This is a genomic window from Acinetobacter sp. FDAARGOS_558 (assembly GCF_003937785.1).
GTDB lineage: Bacteria > Pseudomonadota > Gammaproteobacteria > Pseudomonadales > Moraxellaceae > Acinetobacter > Acinetobacter baumannii.
On sequence record NZ_RKJH01000001.1, the window covers coordinates 1,620,432 to 1,635,840 of the forward strand.

General features: G+C 39.9%; 15 protein-coding genes. 7 read left to right on the forward strand and 8 right to left on the reverse strand.

The features are described from left to right. Positions 1-1,035 (reverse strand): AraC family transcriptional regulator, encoded by a 1,035-nt coding sequence (locus tag EGT34_RS07755; RefSeq protein WP_000187132.1) that lies wholly within the window; start codon positions 1,033-1,035, stop codon positions 1-3. 163 nt (positions 1,036-1,198) lie between these two features. Between EGT34_RS07755 and EGT34_RS07760 the strand changes: the two genes are divergently transcribed. Both EGT34_RS07760 and EGT34_RS07765 read left to right on the forward strand, forming a co-directional pair. After that, entirely contained in the window at positions 1,199-1,897 is a 699-nt protein-coding gene (locus EGT34_RS07760) for an NAD(P)H-dependent oxidoreductase (protein WP_001023287.1), read from the forward strand. A 598-nt stretch (positions 1,898-2,495) separates the two neighbouring features. Next, on the forward strand, positions 2,496-3,926 hold the full coding sequence (locus EGT34_RS07765) for an OmpP1/FadL family transporter (protein ID WP_000768262.1): 1,431 nt from the start codon (positions 2,496-2,498) through the stop codon (positions 3,924-3,926). A 67-nt stretch (positions 3,927-3,993) separates the two neighbouring features. On the opposite strand, the gene thrH is transcribed toward EGT34_RS07765, so the two are convergent. Beyond that, entirely contained in the window at positions 3,994-4,611 is a 618-nt protein-coding gene (gene thrH, locus EGT34_RS07770) for a bifunctional phosphoserine phosphatase/homoserine phosphotransferase ThrH (RefSeq protein WP_000406996.1), read from the reverse strand. Positions 4,612-4,795: 184 nt separating this feature from the next. On the opposite strand from thrH, the gene EGT34_RS07775 reads away from it, so the two are divergent. Then, the gene (locus EGT34_RS07775; RefSeq protein ID WP_000216076.1) at positions 4,796-5,530 is read left to right on the forward strand and encodes a phosphoadenylyl-sulfate reductase; all 735 of its coding nucleotides are present in this window, start codon (positions 4,796-4,798) and stop codon (positions 5,528-5,530) included. 171 nt (positions 5,531-5,701) lie between these two features. After that, positions 5,702-7,087, forward strand: a complete 1,386-nt coding sequence (locus EGT34_RS07780) for a WS/DGAT/MGAT family O-acyltransferase (RefSeq protein ID WP_001247579.1) — start codon at positions 5,702-5,704, stop codon at positions 7,085-7,087. A 29-nt stretch (positions 7,088-7,116) separates the two neighbouring features. On the opposite strand, the gene EGT34_RS07785 is transcribed toward EGT34_RS07780, so the two are convergent. The 6 genes from EGT34_RS07785 to EGT34_RS07810 form a co-directional block, all read right to left on the reverse strand. Continuing rightward, positions 7,117-7,290 carry a PA1571 family protein gene (locus tag EGT34_RS07785; protein ID WP_001103036.1) on the reverse strand — a complete coding sequence of 58 codons (174 nt, stop codon included), beginning with the start codon at positions 7,288-7,290 and terminating at the stop codon, positions 7,117-7,119. 139 nt (positions 7,291-7,429) lie between these two features. Next, entirely contained in the window at positions 7,430-8,884 is a 1,455-nt protein-coding gene (rng, locus tag EGT34_RS07790) for a ribonuclease G (protein WP_031975154.1), read from the reverse strand. A gap of 113 nt (positions 8,885-8,997) precedes the next feature. Next, positions 8,998-9,558, reverse strand: a complete 561-nt coding sequence (locus EGT34_RS07795; RefSeq protein WP_000940846.1) for a Maf-like protein — start codon at positions 9,556-9,558, stop codon at positions 8,998-9,000. Then, a complete protein-coding gene (gene mreD, locus EGT34_RS07800) occupies positions 9,546-10,037 on the reverse strand; it encodes a rod shape-determining protein MreD (RefSeq protein ID WP_001121008.1) in 492 nt (163 codons plus the stop codon). Before mreD ends, EGT34_RS07795 begins: the two co-directional genes overlap by 13 nt. Continuing rightward, on the reverse strand, positions 10,024-10,881 hold the full coding sequence (gene mreC, locus EGT34_RS07805; protein WP_001182997.1) for a rod shape-determining protein MreC: 858 nt from the start codon (positions 10,879-10,881) through the stop codon (positions 10,024-10,026). The genes mreD and mreC overlap by 14 nt, the downstream gene beginning before the upstream one ends. A 16-nt stretch (positions 10,882-10,897) precedes the next feature. Then, complete coding sequence (locus EGT34_RS07810) at positions 10,898-11,938, reverse strand: rod shape-determining protein (protein ID WP_000601379.1); 1,041 nt, start codon at positions 11,936-11,938, stop codon at positions 10,898-10,900. Between the two features lie 133 nt (positions 11,939-12,071). Here EGT34_RS07810 and gatC point away from each other — a divergent pair, with 133 nt between their 5' ends. Genes gatC through gatB form a run of 3 tightly spaced genes read left to right on the forward strand, consistent with a single transcriptional unit; the run spans position 12,072 to position 15,387 of the window. Beyond that, positions 12,072-12,386 (forward strand): Asp-tRNA(Asn)/Glu-tRNA(Gln) amidotransferase subunit GatC, encoded by a 315-nt coding sequence (gatC, locus tag EGT34_RS07815; protein ID WP_000107699.1) that lies wholly within the window; start codon positions 12,072-12,074, stop codon positions 12,384-12,386. Positions 12,387-12,439: 53 nt separating this feature from the next. After that, positions 12,440-13,918 (forward strand): Asp-tRNA(Asn)/Glu-tRNA(Gln) amidotransferase subunit GatA, encoded by a 1,479-nt coding sequence (gene gatA / locus EGT34_RS07820; protein ID WP_000130663.1) that lies wholly within the window; start codon positions 12,440-12,442, stop codon positions 13,916-13,918. After that, positions 13,918-15,387 (forward strand): Asp-tRNA(Asn)/Glu-tRNA(Gln) amidotransferase subunit GatB, encoded by a 1,470-nt coding sequence (gatB, locus tag EGT34_RS07825; protein ID WP_000796648.1) that lies wholly within the window; start codon positions 13,918-13,920, stop codon positions 15,385-15,387. Before gatA ends, gatB begins: the two co-directional genes overlap by 1 nt. Positions 15,388-15,409: the final 22 nt, after the last annotated feature.

Sequence of the window (15,409 nt, forward strand, 5' to 3'; positions counted from 1 at the left end):
TTATTCACGTATCTCTAAATTTTTTAGTTTTAACTGAGTTTGATAATACTTCGGTGTTACACCCATCCAGCGTTTAAAAGCGCGGGTGAAATGGGGTGTATCGGCATAGCCTAATCTTAAAGCCACAGCTTCAATTGACATTGAACTATTTTGCAAAAGATCTTGTGCATATTGCTTTCGAGTTAAATCAACTAATGCTGAGAAACTTGTATTCTCTATTGCCAAATACCGCTGTAGGCTACGTTCTGACATATTCATCATTTGGGCAACTTGCTTAACTTTTAATATTTCCCCCTGACTATTGATCAATAATTTTTTTATTACTTGGCTAATTTCTGCTTTCCATCCACTTCGTAACTTCAATTTATCAATATCTTTTTTACACTGGGCTTTCAGTAAAGGTGCCAGCATAGGGTCAGCCGTGAGTATAGGCTGCATTAAATATTCTTTTGGAAAAATCCAAATATTATGTTTTTGCTCAAATAAACAACTTACGCCTAATTTATCTTTTATTTTTGAAAAACCTAGTGGTTCGGGCATATTCAATTGCACTGTACCTAAAGAAGATAACCCTGTTAGATGTTTTGCGATGTAAACAAAACCTAACAACAAAAAAATAGTCGCATCTGAACTTAATTGAAAACTTTTTAAAGGTTGATGAATAGACCAGTAAACATCGTCTTGCTCTTGCATTAACTCAGGTTTAAAGGCATCACAACGTGAACCAATAAATTGTTCAAGTATTTTTAAAGCCTCTCCAAGATTTGCAGATACCATGGCTGCCATACCGACAGAACCATAACAAGAAGCTTTCATTTCCAACGCCAAATAACCCGCTAATGCTGGCTCATGAGTGAGTTGAATCGCATGCTCAAGTAAGTTATTTAAGGTATTAAACTCAACATACCAATACGGTTTTTTTAATTGTTCCGGTATTACTCCACTACCCTCTAAAAACTGCTCACAAGAGATACCTCTGCGCTTAACGATGTCAGCTAATAAATTAATATAAGTTCCGGGTAATTCTGGAGTCATGAGCGGCCCATTAGAAAGCGTAATTGTGGCGTTAAATGGTAAAAACTGTCAGTTCATGAACTATGCCATGCTTTTAAATTCAGGCATAGTCACTTAAGACAAACTGACTTAACCCTCCGACATTCCACTAAAAACTAATCTTATCTTTAAGAGTAAAGACACTATGAATATCCTGATTGTTCATGCTCATCCAGAACCTCTGTCTTTTACAACTTCCCTAAAAACGACAGCACAGCAAACCTTTAAAAAATTGGGCCATCAAGTAGAAATTTCCGATTTATATGCAATGCAGTTTAATCCTGTTGCCTCTAAGGAAGATTTTTTAGAACTCAATCAACCTGATTATTTTAACTATGCATTAGAACAGCGAAATGCCACAAAACAACAACTTTTGTCTCCTGATATTCAAGCAGAAATTGACAAAATAAACCGTGCCGATCTAGTAATCTTGAACTTCCCGCTTTATTGGACTTCTGTTCCAGCAATTTTAAAAGGCTGGATTGATCGTGTATTTGTCTCTGGACTTTTTTATGGGGGTAAGCGGTTTTACAACCATGGTGGCATGGCAGGTAAAAAAGCAATGCTCTGTTTAACACTCGGTGGTAGAACACATATGTTTGGGGAAAATTCTATTCACGGACCAATTGAACATTATCTATCACCGATTCAACGCGGTACTTTGGCTTATACTGGCTTTGAAGTTCTTCCCCCATTCATTGCCTACCATGTACCTTACATTAGCCAAGAAGCACGTGAAACTATTCTTGAGGACTATGTCACTTATCTCATTCACCTTGACCAACTTGAACCATTAAAATTTCCTAAACTTGAAGAATTTGATGAAAAGTTATATCCCCTCTAATGCTATGTTTTAAATCTAAAAGGCGCGATAACCGAATTCTTTTTTATTTCGGTTATCCCTTAAATAAAGCAAGCTTAAATCCAGCAATTAATTCCTCAAAAAATTTGACCAAATAGTAAAGAAAATACTCTCAATTTTTATCCAGCAAATAACAATATAAAACTGAATCAATAATATACATGTGTAGAGAAACTAGACTTATCCATTAAAAATGATGACTAATACTCATTTCATAATCAATCAATTCATATTTTTACAAAAAAATCTTTGACCATTTTTCTTGGATTTATGACAAAAATGTCATAAAAACAAGCAACTTTAATAATAGATAAAAAATATAAATATCAATTATTTAAATTAATTAAACAACAAAAATATTCCTTCATATTTCATTCATTATTGCCATTTTTTGTATAAAAAGTGAGTACTCTGCAGTTCATAGAACAGATTTACTCTTAGTGTAATTATGCTATTTTTGTTACATGGAGTTATCAATGCTTTGAAACTTGTAATTCAAAGCACTGAAGGCAACACAGTTTAAACGGTTTAACTCTGTTACTTTTAAAAAAATGTCTTGAAGTTCAAGGAAAGATTAAAAATGAAATTAAAACATCTGAGCACTGCAATGATTTTAGCAACGCTGCCTGCAACTGGGGTTTTTGCAGCAGCTCTAGATCGCTCTGGACAGTCAATGTCTGCGTTCTTCCAACCTGGTAATTACTTTGAAGCAGGTATTTCTGTCCTAGATCCTGATGTAGCTGGTAAAGAAGCTGGATCTAGTGCCACACGTCGTGATATTGGCGATATGGCGAATGACTATTACTTCCCAAGTGCTGCATTAAAATTACAAATTAATGACCAATTTTCTTTCGGTCTACTCTACGATCAACCATTTGGAGCAGATGCAGAATATTCGGGTAATAACGTATTCGTTTCTCAGCCAGGTTCTGATTCTGTTTTATCAGCCACTGCGATTGATGGGATAGTGACTAAAAAAGCAAAAGAAGCTTTAGAAGCTAAAGGTTTGCCTGTTAATGACCAAACTTTAGCTTTAGCAAAAGGTCAAGTTTTAGCAAGTCCTCAATTTAAACAACTTGCTGGCGCTCTTGCTGCGGCAAATAATTATTTAGGTAATGGCGGAACTAAAGTTAAAGTTGATACACAAAACTTATCTTTTGTATTTGGTTATCAACCAACTAAAAACTTTAACTTCTATGCCGGCCCTGTATTACAAACCGTTAAAGGTAATGTAAGTTTACGAGGTCAAGCTTATAGCCTTTATAATGGTTATGATGCTGATATTAAAGAAACTACCGGTGCTGGATGGTTAGCAGGGGCAGCTTATCAGATTCCTGAAATCGCACTTAGAGCATCTGTAACTTATCGTTCTGAAATTGATCATAAAGTGGATATTAATGAAAATCTATCTTTATTGAATTTCCCTGGTCTTACTTCAGTACTTACTGGTTTAGACGTTCCAGCATCTAAACTTCAGGCAATTAATTCATCTGGTAAAACTACAATCACAACACCACAGTCTGTTAACCTTGATTTTCAAACAGGTATCATGGCTGATACAGTTGCGTTTGCCAATGTACGCTGGGTGAACTGGAAAGATTTCTCAATTCAGCCATATAAATTTGGCAAAGTCTCAGAAGCTGTAGGTGGTCTTGTTGGACGTCCAAATGGCTTCAACCTAGTTGAATATTCTGATGACCAATGGTCTGTGAACGCTGGTGTAGGCCGTAAACTTAATGATAAATGGGCTGGTAATGTTTCTGTAGGTTGGGACTCTGGTGCAGGTAATCCTGTAACAACATTAGGACCAACAGAAGGTTACTGGAACGTAGGTTTAGGTGTTCAATATAGCCCTACTCCACAAACTTTCATCGCTGGTGGCGTAAAATACTTCTGGTTGGGTGATGCCAAAGCTCAAACAGGCGCGCAAGCAGGTAGCGATGAATATGTTGCAGACTTCTCTGATAACAATGCTATCGCTTACGGTTTAAAACTTGGTTATAAATTCTAAGTTTTAAAAACTAATCTAAATAAAAAAGGCGCTATAAGCGCCTTTTTTATTATCTATTTGTCCTTGCTTAAGCAGGAATATTGCGCTGTGAAACTGATCGGATTGCTTCTTTTAATGCATCATAACCATTGATTGCAGGAAACTGCGGAAACTCCGCAATAACATTTGCAGGCGCATCAAACAAGAAACCATGGTCGGCTTCACCAAGCATCGTTGTATCGTTATATGAATCACCTGCTGCAATCACACGGAAATTCAAACCATGTAGTGCTTTAACCGACTCACGTTTTTGGTCAGGTTGGCGAAGTTTATAAGCGGTAATCATACCATTTTCATCTGTCTCTAATTTATGACAGAAAATTGTTGGCCAGCCTAATTGTTTCATTAAAGGATGGGCAAACTCATAGAAAGTATCCGACAGAATGACCAATTGGAAATGATTGCTCACCCATTCAACAAACTCTTTTGCACCTGGTAATGGCCCCATCTCGGCAATAACTTCTTGGATGTCTTTTAAGCCTAAACCGTGTTGTTTTAGGATATTCAGACGCTGAGTCATTAAAACATCATAATCCGGAATATCACGAGTTGTTGCTTCTAGTTCTTTAATCCCTGTTTTTTTTGCGAAATTGATCCAAATTTCAGGAACTAAAACTCCTTCAAGATCTAGGCATACGATTTCCATGAATGCTTCCAACGTTGGTTAAAAATTGCTGTATCATACCATTAAGATTTTCAGTTTTGCGTTGTTATTGATCAAATCAATTTTATTCATAAGGATCGAAATTAAAGTGCTAAGCAATTTATTCACTATCCTTTAGAATATTTTTCATAACTCAATGCGCCCAAGCCTTTTGCCAGGAACACCCATGACCGTTATTCCGACTATTGATATCGTTGATGCTCTCGCGGCTGAATATGCAGCTAAAAGTCCGCGCGAGATTCTAGAACTTGCATTAAGCCAACAAGGTGAGATCGCAATTTCGTTCTCTGGAGCAGAAGATGTAGTCTTAATTGATATGGCTTCACGTTTAGGTAAACCTTTCCGTGTTTTTAGTCTTGATACAGGCCGTCTACACCCTGAAACTTATCAATTTATTGAAACTGTTCGTAAGCACTACAATATTAATATCGAGATTTGTTTCCCTGATGCGGAAGCTGTGCAAAGCATGGTGAATGAAAAAGGCTTATTTAGTTTCTTTAAAGATGGACATCAAGAATGCTGTGGCATTCGAAAAGTTCAACCTTTACGTAAGAAACTGGCGACCTTAGATGGCTGGATTACAGGTCAGCGTAAAGATCAGAGCCCTGGTACACGTACTGAAATTCCAGTGGTACAAGCTGATGCAGGCTTCTCTGGTCCGGGTAAGCAACTCATTAAATATAATCCGCTTGCCAACTGGTCTAGCGCCGATGTGTGGAGTTATATCCGCATGATGGAAATTCCATATAACCCTCTACACGAGCGTGGTTTTGTTTCGATTGGTTGTGAGCCATGTACACGTCCAGTACTTCCAAATCAACATGAACGTGAAGGCCGTTGGTGGTGGGAAGAAGCAACACAAAAAGAATGTGGCTTACATGCAGGTAACTTGAAAAAATAGTTCGGTATAAAAAAACCACTGATGAATCAGTGGTTTTTTTTACAGTTATATCTCGTACACAAAGTCATATTTAATCTGTAATAAACGCTATATACTAAATTTACGGTTCTATAATTCTAATAAGAGCTCAGTTAAGGGCTTCTTAGAAAAAAGCATGAGGCACAACGAGTTATGCGTCCATTACACCCTATTGATTTTATTTTTCTATCACTAGAAAAAAGACAACAACCGATGCATGTTGGCGGATTGTTTTTATTTGAAATACCTGAAAATGCCCCTGAAACTTTCGTTCATGATTTAGTAGAAGAAATTCGCCAATCTAAAAGTATTCCTGTTCCACCCTTCAATAACCGTTTAAATGGTCTATTTTGGGATGAAGATGAAGAGTTCGATATCGACCACCATTTTCGCCATATTGCCTTGCCTCATCCTGGCCGAATTCGTGAATTACTGGTTTATATTTCCCAGCAGCACAGCTCTTTAATTGATCGTGCAAAACCACTTTGGACGTGTGACATTATTGAAGGGATCGAAGGCAATCGTTTCGCGATGTACTTTAAGATTCATCATGCCATGGTTGATGGTGTTGCAGGCATGCGCTTAATTGAGAAGTCATTGTCAAAAACGCCGGAAGAAAAACATGTGGTTCCACTTTGGTGTGTAGAAAGTAAAAGAACAAAACGCCTAAAAGTACCAAAACCAAGCACAAGTAAGATCAAAAGTATTTTAGGTGGTATCAAATCACAGCTTGAAGTGACCCCTAAAGTTATGCAGGAATTATCGCAAACCATTTTTAAAGAAATGGGTAAAAATCCTGATTACGTCTCCACCTTTCAAGCTCCGGTTTCAATTTTAAATCAACGTGTAAGTGCTTCACGTCGGTTTGCAGCCCAATCTTTTGAATTAAGCCGTCTTAGAAAAATTTCTAAAGCACTTGGTGTAACGATCAATGACGTCGTACTTGCTGTGTGTTCTGGGGCATTACGTGAATATCTGATTAGTCACAACAGCCTGCCTAAAAAGCCTCTCATTGCCATGGTTCCTGCTTCCCTACGCACAGATGACTCTGACGTGAGCAATCGTATTACCATGATTTTGGCAAATTTAGGAACCCATAAAGATCAGCCTCTAGAGCGGCTCGAGATCATTCGTCGTAGTATGCAAAATTCAAAGCAACGCTTTAGCCGCATGACCGCGAATGAGATTTTAAACTATAGCGCTGTTGTTTATGGTCCAGCTGGACTTAACATCATGTCTGGGATGCTTCCTAAGCGTCAGGCATTCAATTTAGTGATTTCCAATGTACCTGGCCCACGTGAGCCGCTTTATTGGAATGGTGCGAAATTAGATGCACTCTACCCTGCTTCTATTGTCATGGACGGGCAAGCGCTCAATATTACAATGACAAGCTATCTGGATAAGCTTGAAGTAGGTTTAACAGCATGTCGAAATGCTTTACCTAAAATGCAAAACCTTTTAACGCATCTTGAAGATGAGATTCAACGGTTCGAAGAAATTATTGAAGAGAAACAGCTGAAACATCATTCAGCGAGTTAGGAAAAATTAAGGGGCTTTAAAATGGCCCCTTATTTTTTAATTGCGCGGCACTGGTTAAGTAACTGATGACATACTGAACGAATCATTGCAGTTGTGATTGGTACTTCTTTACCTTGGTCATTCAACATATAGCAGCTATTGACTGGCGTGCTTTCTAAAACATGTTTAAGACCGTTGCTAATTAAGTTTTCACTTACATTCATGGGTTATACCTCTTATTGTTTGCTAAGACGTTTAATAGGGAGAACGTCTAGGGCTACTGTATGTAAGTAGTATTTAAAATTCATGAATGAAAGTAAAATTTCAGTTGTAACAAGGATTAAGCGATATCTTGTTACAACTTTAACTTAAAATGATATCGTATTGCTCTTGCGTATATAAATTTTCGACCTGAAATTTAATAACTCTGTTGATAAAATGCTCTAAATCCGCCACTGCAGGTGCTTCTGCTGTTAATAATCGGTCAATCACAGATGGATGAGCAACGACAGTAAAGCCACTCGTAGACTCAAATGCACGGGTGTAGCGTAATATCTCTCGAAATATTTCGTAACACACTGTCTCTGCAGTTTTGACAAACCCATGTCCCTGACACGTTGGACACGATTCACATAACAAGTGTTCTAATGATTCACGTGTACGTTTACGTGTCATTTCTACCAGACCAAGTTCAGAAACCTGTGTGATTTTGGTCTTGGCATGATCACGTTCAAGCATTTTTTCAAATTGACGCATCACTTCTTCACGATGAATCGCTTCTTGCATGTCAATAAAATCAATAATGATAATGCCGCCTAGATTTCGTAGTCTAAGCTGACGCGCAATCACCTGAGTCGCTTCCATGTTGGTCTTAAAGACAGTGTCTTCAAGGCTACGGCCACCAACATAAGAGCCTGTATTGACATCTATTGTGGTCATCGCCTCAGTCTGGTCAATCATTAAATAACCGCCAGACTTTAAAGCAACGCGTGTTTGCAATGCTTTTTGGATATCTTCTTCAACGTTGTAAAGATCAAATAATGGACGCTCACCTGGGTAATGAATCAGGCGACTTTGCATATTCGGAACAAACTCATCTACAAACTCACGCAGTTTGCCGTGAATCTCTCTCGAATCGACATAAATCTTTGCGGTTTCTTCACTTGCCAGATCACGGATAATTCGTTGCGGCAGCGGTAGTTCTTCAAAAATTAAGGAAGGTACTGCCACATCAACTTGCTTACGCTGAATATATTCCCATAACTTACTGAGGTAGCACATATCTTGTGCTATTTCGGCTTCATCTACCCCTTCAGCAGCAGTACGAACAATTACGCTACCGGGTAAATTATGCTCCGCCTGAATGCTCTCAATAATATTACGTAGCCGATCACGCTCTTCTTCAGACTCAATGCGCTGAGAAACACCAATATGGTTACCATATGGCATAAGAACTAAATAGCGAGAAGGAATTGAAAGATCTGTGCTCAGGCGAGCGCCTTTAGTACCGAGCATATCCTTCATCACCTGAACGGTAAGAATCTGCCCTGGATGAAGTAGTTCAAACACATTTGGAGTTGGCTGTGAACGTGGCCAAACCATATCATTAATATGCAAAAAGGCCGTTCTGGATAAACCGATATCAACAAAGGCCGCTTGCATACCCGGAAGCACACGTACAACTTTACCTTTGTAGATATTGCCGACAAGTCCACGTTTAACTGTACGTTCAACATACAGCTCATTAACAGTTCCATTTTCGATTAATGCCACCCGACACTCCATAGGTGTGACATTAATAAGTAGTTCTTCTGACATACATAAACTCAAAGCATTATAAAATTTTTATTAAAGAGTCAGAGGGACTGTTAATGTAGCTTTGTCCATTGTTCATCGACAATGCAATTCAATCAAGAATTATCAACAACCCCTTATGTCTTCACTCTTTTGAATAACTGTGAAAATTCGTACAAAGGAAGCCCTACCACATTACTATAACTTCCTTGAATTTTGGGAATATATTGTGAAGCAATTCCTTGAATTGCATATGCACCGGCCTTCCCTACAGGTTCTCCTGTGGCCCAGTAATCTTCCATATCTTGCGTAGTTAGAGATGCAAACTCAACTTGGGTCTGCACCACCTGACTTAAGATTTGTTGCTGTGTTGCAATACAAATTCCGGAAAATACATCATGCCAACGACCAGATAATTGTTTCCAGATGTCAAAGGCATGCTGCTTTGAGTCAGGTTTACTAATAATCTGACCATCCAGACCAAGGCTCGTATCTGCTGCAATAATCACTGAATCTGGAAAAATGTTTAATACAGCTTGCGCTTTTTCTCTCGCTAACCGCTCTACATATTGGTGAACCAGCTCACCTTCATGAACAGATTCATCAATATCAGGGCTATAGATTTCAAAATTTAAGCCCAGTTGTTGCAACAACTCTCTCCGACGCGGAGAACTAGAAGCTAAAACTAAATGCGCCATTTTGCTAAACAATAATAGACAACAGGCCACGTTAAGATACTTGTCATCAATGGTTGCCAATGTCGAGCAATCGAAAAATGAATGCCCCCCATCGTTTGAGTCACCCACATAAACGCTAAGTGAGCAATAATCACCAATGTAGCAATCGTCCATAAATTACCAAAAGTCAAAATACGGCGTTCGCGTATTAAAAATCGGGTAATAAACGTGACAATAACAAAACTCAGTGCATTTAATCCTAAAGGTGCATCAAGCAATAGATCTGTAAAAATCCCCATTCCAAAAGCGAACCACACCCCACACCATGTTGGCTGGCACACAACCCAAAACAACATGATCATAAGCATGAACAATGGTCGCCAGCCCGAGATGTCGTAAGATAGTGGATAGATCATGAGGACAGACCCCACGATTATAGAGAGAATAATTCCCCATAATGGATCTTTACGCTTCTCACGTTTCAACTTAGCGATCGGCATATGGTTGCTCCTTCGCTAATGAGTCAGAGAAAAGTACAACAACATGATGACCAGTTGCTAATTGTGCTGCTGGTGTAACATCAATTTCAGCAAACTCACCTGAATTATGGCGACGGATTTTAGCCACCGTACCCACGGCATAACCTGCTGGAAAATGCTCACCTAAGCCTGAACTTAATACTTTATCGCCGACCTGAATATTTGCACTCGTTGGCACATATTCCATTTTTAAACGGCCTAAATCACCAGTACCCGAGACAATTGCACGCATACCTGTACGCTCTAAACGAACAGATAGAGAATGCTCTTTGTCAGAAAGCAGCATCACACGTGAACTATGAGGATATACATTGATAATTTGCCCCATAATCCCTTTATCATCCAGAACCGTTTGACCAACTTTAAGATGATCCATTGCACCACGGTTGATAATGATAATGTGACGAAGCGGATCGGCATCTGTCCCAATCACTTCCGCAATTTCCATACGACCATCAATAATTAATGGTGTATCGAGTAAACCACGTAAGCGGGTATTTTCAGCAGATAATTCAGACAGCTTCTGCAAGCGGACCTGAGCCTGTAATAGCTCAGCCTGCATTGCAGTGTTTTCACGGCGCAGTTGTGTTTCAGATTTAGTTTGTTGATTCAGCCATTCTCTCGACAGTACCGGATAACTTGCAAGTGCATAAATTGGATTATATGCAGCGTACAAGACATCCCTTGCTGGCTGAATTACATAAGGCATGCGCCAATCAAAGAACAGCACCACCAAGCATGTAATGACCGCAATAATGAACGAGCGGAAAGATGGCGGCTGTCTTGAAAAAATATTCGGTTGCACCGCCTAATCCTTAAACTTAACCGACGAAAAGCATGTCATGGTTCGGGTTGTCGAAGAACTCCAATACTTTACCACCACCACGGGTTACACAAGTAAGAGGGTCTTCAGCAACAACAACTGGCAAACCAGTTTCTTGAGCTAATAATTTATCAAGGTTACGAAGTAACGCCCCACCACCTGTCAACACAATACCACGCTCAGCAATATCAGAAGAAAGTTCAGGAGGAGTTTGTTCAAGTGCAGATTTCACCGCGCTTACAATACTTTGTAACGGGTCAGAAATTGCTTGAGTAATTTCGTCAGAAGTTACGGTAATTGCACGAGGTACACCTTCTGCAAGGTTACGGCCACGTACTTCAATTTCTAATGTCGTACCATCAGAAACAGCCATACCAACTTCTTTTTTAATAATTTCAGCTGTGGTTTCACCAATTACGCAACCGTGAGCTTTACGAACATAATTGATAATTTGCTCATCAAATACATCGCCACCAATACGTAAAGAATCAGCATAGACACAACCTTGCAATGAAATAATTGCAATTTCAGTTGTACCACCACCAACATCCACAACCATAGAACCACATGCTTGTTCAACTGGCATGCCAGCACCAATTGCAGCAGCCATTGGCTCTTCAATTAGGCGTACATCACGAGCACCCGCATTAAATACGGCTTCGCGAATTGCACGGCGCTCGACCAAAGTTGATTTACATGGTACACATACAACTACACGAGGTGCAGGTGGGAACAAACGTTTTTCGTGAACTTTACCAATAAACTGATTCAACATGGTTTCAGTCACTTCAAAATCTGCAATTACACCGTCTTTCATTGGACGAATTGCAGAAATATTCGCAGGTGTACGGCCTAGCATTTGCTTAGCATCTAGACCTACAGCAGCAACAATTTTTTGTGAACCACTGTGACGAATTGCCACAACTGTTGGTTCATTTAATATAATGCCGCGGCCTGGTGCATAAATAAGTGTATTTGCTGTACCTAAATCAATGGCTAGATCCGGCGAAAACAAGCCAATTAGTCGTTTTAGAATCACGGTTCGTTCTCAGTTAAACTTTCATGTGGATGCAAGGTGGCAACTTTAAACTAAATGTGATGATTTGAACAAGTCAATCGCTTATTATAACGCACGATATTTTGAAAATTTTTAATACTGATTAGGTGATGTTATGTCTACATCGGATGCACAGCATTCAGCAGATTTAAATGCACAAACAGTTTCAGCAATCGCCAATCTTGCTCGATTGTCGCTCAATGATACGCAATCTGCTGAATATGCTCAAAGTCTAAATAAAATTTTAGGCATGATGGAAACCTTAAAAGGCATTGATACGGAAGGCGTAGAACCTTTAAAGAGTCCTTTTGACAATCCTCAACCTTTACGTGCTGATGTGGTAACTGAAAGCAATCATCGGGATGAATACCAAGCAGTTGCACCTGCAACTCAAGATGGTTTGTATCTTGTTCCTCGCGTGATTGAATAACTTTTAATCAATTAACCCATCTTCCCTATTTTGAATGTAAAGAAATTTTACTCATGACTGATTTACATCGCTTATCAATTCGCGAACTTGCTGAAGGCTTAAGCCAAGCGAAGTTTTCATCTCGCGAATTGACTGAACATTATTTAAAACGTATTGCTAAAATTGACCCGCAAGTTAAGAGTTATGTGACGGTTACTCCGGAACAGGCACTTCGCGAAGCCGATGCTGCCGATGCCGCATTAAAAGCTGGCAATGCAACTGCTTTAACGGGTATTCCTCTTGCCCACAAAGACATCTTTTGTACCAAAGGTATTAAAACCACTGCTGGTTCAAAAATGCTCGATAACTTCATTTCACCTTACGATGCAACCGTTGTTGAAAAAACTAAAGCAGCTGGTCTGGTTACTTTAGGTAAAGTAAACATGGATGAGTTTGCGATGGGCTCAACTTCTGAGAGTTCATATGTAGGTGCAACGAGTAACCCTTGGGCACTTGACCATGTTCCTGGCGGTTCATCTGGTGGTTCTGCTGCGGCTGTAGCAGCTGATTTAGCACCATTTGCTACAGGTACCGATACAGGTGGCTCAATTCGCCAACCTGCTTCTTTCTGTGGTTTAACAGGCTTAAAACCAACTTATGGTCGTGTATCTCGTTTCGGGATCATTGCTTATGCATCCTCTTTAGACCAAGCAGGTCCGATGGCTCGCTCTGCTGAAGACTGTGCTTACCTAATGAATGTAATTGCAGGTCACGATGCTAAAGACTCAACTTCGGTTAAAAAAGAAGTCGATGATTACGTTGCAAACCTAAATAACACATCTGTAAAAGGCTTACGCATTGGTCTTCCTAAACAATACTTTAACGTTGCAGGTTTAGATGCGGACGTAAAAGCACGTGTTGAAGAGTCTTTGAAAAAGCTTGAAGAAATGGGCGCAACGCTTGTTGAAATCGACCTCAACATGACTGAAGCATATGTACCAACGTATTACCTCATCGCGCCAGCGGAAGCATCTTCTAATTTGTCACGTTATGACGGTGTTCGCTACGGTTACCGCTGTGAAAACCCAGCTGACTTGATGGATCTTTACAAACGTTCGCGTTCAGAAGGCTTCGGTCCAGAAGTTCAACGCCGTATTTTAATTGGTACATACGCGCTTTCTGCGGGTTATTACGATGCTTACTATGTAAAAGCACAAAAAGTACGTCGTTTAATTCAACAAGACTTCTTAAAAGCTTTTGAAAATGTAGATGTAATTGCAGCACCTGCTGCACCAACAACTGCCTACAAAATCGGTGCATCTTTAGACCCTGTTGAAATGTACTTAGGCGATATCTATACCATCGCAGTGAACTTAGCGGGCTTGCCAGCGATTAATGCTCCTGTTGGTTTTGATAAAGACAACTTACCAGTAGGTTTACAGTTAATCGGTAATTACTGGTCAGAATCACAATTGTTGTCGATTGTTCACCAATACCAACAAAACACTGACTGGCACACCAAACGTGCGGCAATTGCTGAGGAGAATGCATAATGGCTGAAGCTCAAAAGTTGAAATTGATTGACGGTTGGGAAGTCGTTATTGGTATCGAGATTCACACTCAGCTTGCAACCAATTCTAAAATTTTCTCAGGTTCATCAACTGAATTTGGTCAAGACCCAAATACACAAGCGAGCCTTGTAGACTTGGCGATGCCGGGTGTATTGCCGGTTTTAAATGAAAAAGTGGTTGAACTCGCAATTCGTTTTGGTTTAGGGATTGATGCTTACATCGACCAAGCTTCAGTCTTTGCACGTAAAAACTACTTCTATCCTGACTCTCCAAAAGGCTACCAAATTAGCCAAATGGATAACCCGATTGTGGGCTTGGGCCATATCGATATTCAACTTGAAGATGGTACGACTAAACGCATTGGCGTAACTCGTGCTCACCTTGAAGAAGATGCAGGTAAGTCTGTGCACGATCAATTTGAAGGTATGTCTGGCATTGACTTAAACCGTGCTGGTACGCCTTTGCTTGAAATCGTTTCTGAACCGGACATGCGTTCGGTTGAAGAAGCAGTTGCCTACATCAAAGCAATTCACACACTAGTACGTTGGTTAGGTATTTCTGACGGTAACATGGCTGAAGGTTCATTCCGTGCGGATTGTAACGTGTCTTTACGTCGTCCGGGACAACCGTTTGGCACACGCTGTGAGCTTAAAAACCTCAACTCATTCCGTTTCATTGAGCAAGCGATCAATGTTGAAATTGAACGCCAAATGGAAATTTTGGAATGGGGCGGCGAAATTGATCAAGAAACTCGTTTGTTCGATCCAAATAAAATGGAAACGCGTTCTATGCGTTCTAAAGAAGAAGCGAATGACTACCGCTACTTCCCTGATCCAGACTTGTTACCAGTAATTATTCCAGATGAGCAAATTGAGGCCATCAAAGCAACTATGCCTGAGTTGCCAGCAGCACGCCGTGCACGCTTTATTGCAGACTTTGGCGTAACTGAATACGACGCACACGTACTTACGCTCTCACGCGAAATGGCGGACTTCTATGAAGCTGTTGTTGCTGCGGCTGGTGGCGCGAAGCAAGGTAAAATTGCTGCAAACTGGGTAATGGGTGAATTCTCTGGTGCTTTAAACAAAGCGGGCCTAGAGTTAACAGACTCACCTGTTTCTGCTGAACAGCTTGGCGGCATGATTGCGCGTATTATCGACAACACCATTAGCGGTAAAATTGCTAAACAAGTCTTTGGCTTTATGTGGGAATCGGAAGGTAAATCTGCCGATGACATTATTGCGGAAAAAGGCTTAAAGCAAGAAACTGACACGGGTGCAATTGAAGCAATCATTAAAGAAGTACTTGCAGCCAATGAAAAAATGGTTGAAGAGTACAAGTCTGGTAAAGAAAAAGCCTTTAACGGTCTTGTTGGTCAAGTCATGAAAGCTTCTAAGGGTAAAGCCAACCCTGCACAAGTAAATGAATTAATGAAAAAATTGATTGGTTAATTTCATTAACTAACTCAACAAA

Excerpts from the sequence above, each read along its gene's own strand:
- EGT34_RS07755 (WP_000187132.1), bottom strand. The coding sequence starts at position 1,035 with ATGACTCCAGAATTACCCGGAACTTATATTAATTTATTAGCTGACATC.
- EGT34_RS07760 (WP_001023287.1), top strand. The coding sequence starts at position 1,199 with ATGAATATCCTGATTGTTCATGCTCATCCAGAACCTCTGTCTTTTACA.
- EGT34_RS07765 (WP_000768262.1), top strand. The coding sequence starts at position 2,496 with ATGAAATTAAAACATCTGAGCACTGCAATGATTTTAGCAACGCTGCCT.
- thrH (WP_000406996.1), bottom strand. The coding sequence starts at position 4,611 with ATGGAAATCGTATGCCTAGATCTTGAAGGAGTTTTAGTTCCTGAAATT.
- EGT34_RS07775 (WP_000216076.1), top strand. The coding sequence starts at position 4,796 with ATGACCGTTATTCCGACTATTGATATCGTTGATGCTCTCGCGGCTGAA.
- EGT34_RS07780 (WP_001247579.1), top strand. The coding sequence starts at position 5,702 with ATGCGTCCATTACACCCTATTGATTTTATTTTTCTATCACTAGAAAAA.
- EGT34_RS07785 (WP_001103036.1), bottom strand. The coding sequence starts at position 7,290 with ATGAATGTAAGTGAAAACTTAATTAGCAACGGTCTTAAACATGTTTTA.
- rng (WP_031975154.1), bottom strand. The coding sequence starts at position 8,884 with ATGTCAGAAGAACTACTTATTAATGTCACACCTATGGAGTGTCGGGTG.
- EGT34_RS07795 (WP_000940846.1), bottom strand. The coding sequence starts at position 9,558 with ATGGCGCATTTAGTTTTAGCTTCTAGTTCTCCGCGTCGGAGAGAGTTG.
- mreD (WP_001121008.1), bottom strand. The coding sequence starts at position 10,037 with ATGCCGATCGCTAAGTTGAAACGTGAGAAGCGTAAAGATCCATTATGG.
- gatC (WP_000107699.1), top strand. The coding sequence starts at position 12,072 with ATGTCTACATCGGATGCACAGCATTCAGCAGATTTAAATGCACAAACA.
- gatA (WP_000130663.1), top strand. The coding sequence starts at position 12,440 with ATGACTGATTTACATCGCTTATCAATTCGCGAACTTGCTGAAGGCTTA.
- gatB (WP_000796648.1), top strand. The coding sequence starts at position 13,918 with ATGGCTGAAGCTCAAAAGTTGAAATTGATTGACGGTTGGGAAGTCGTT.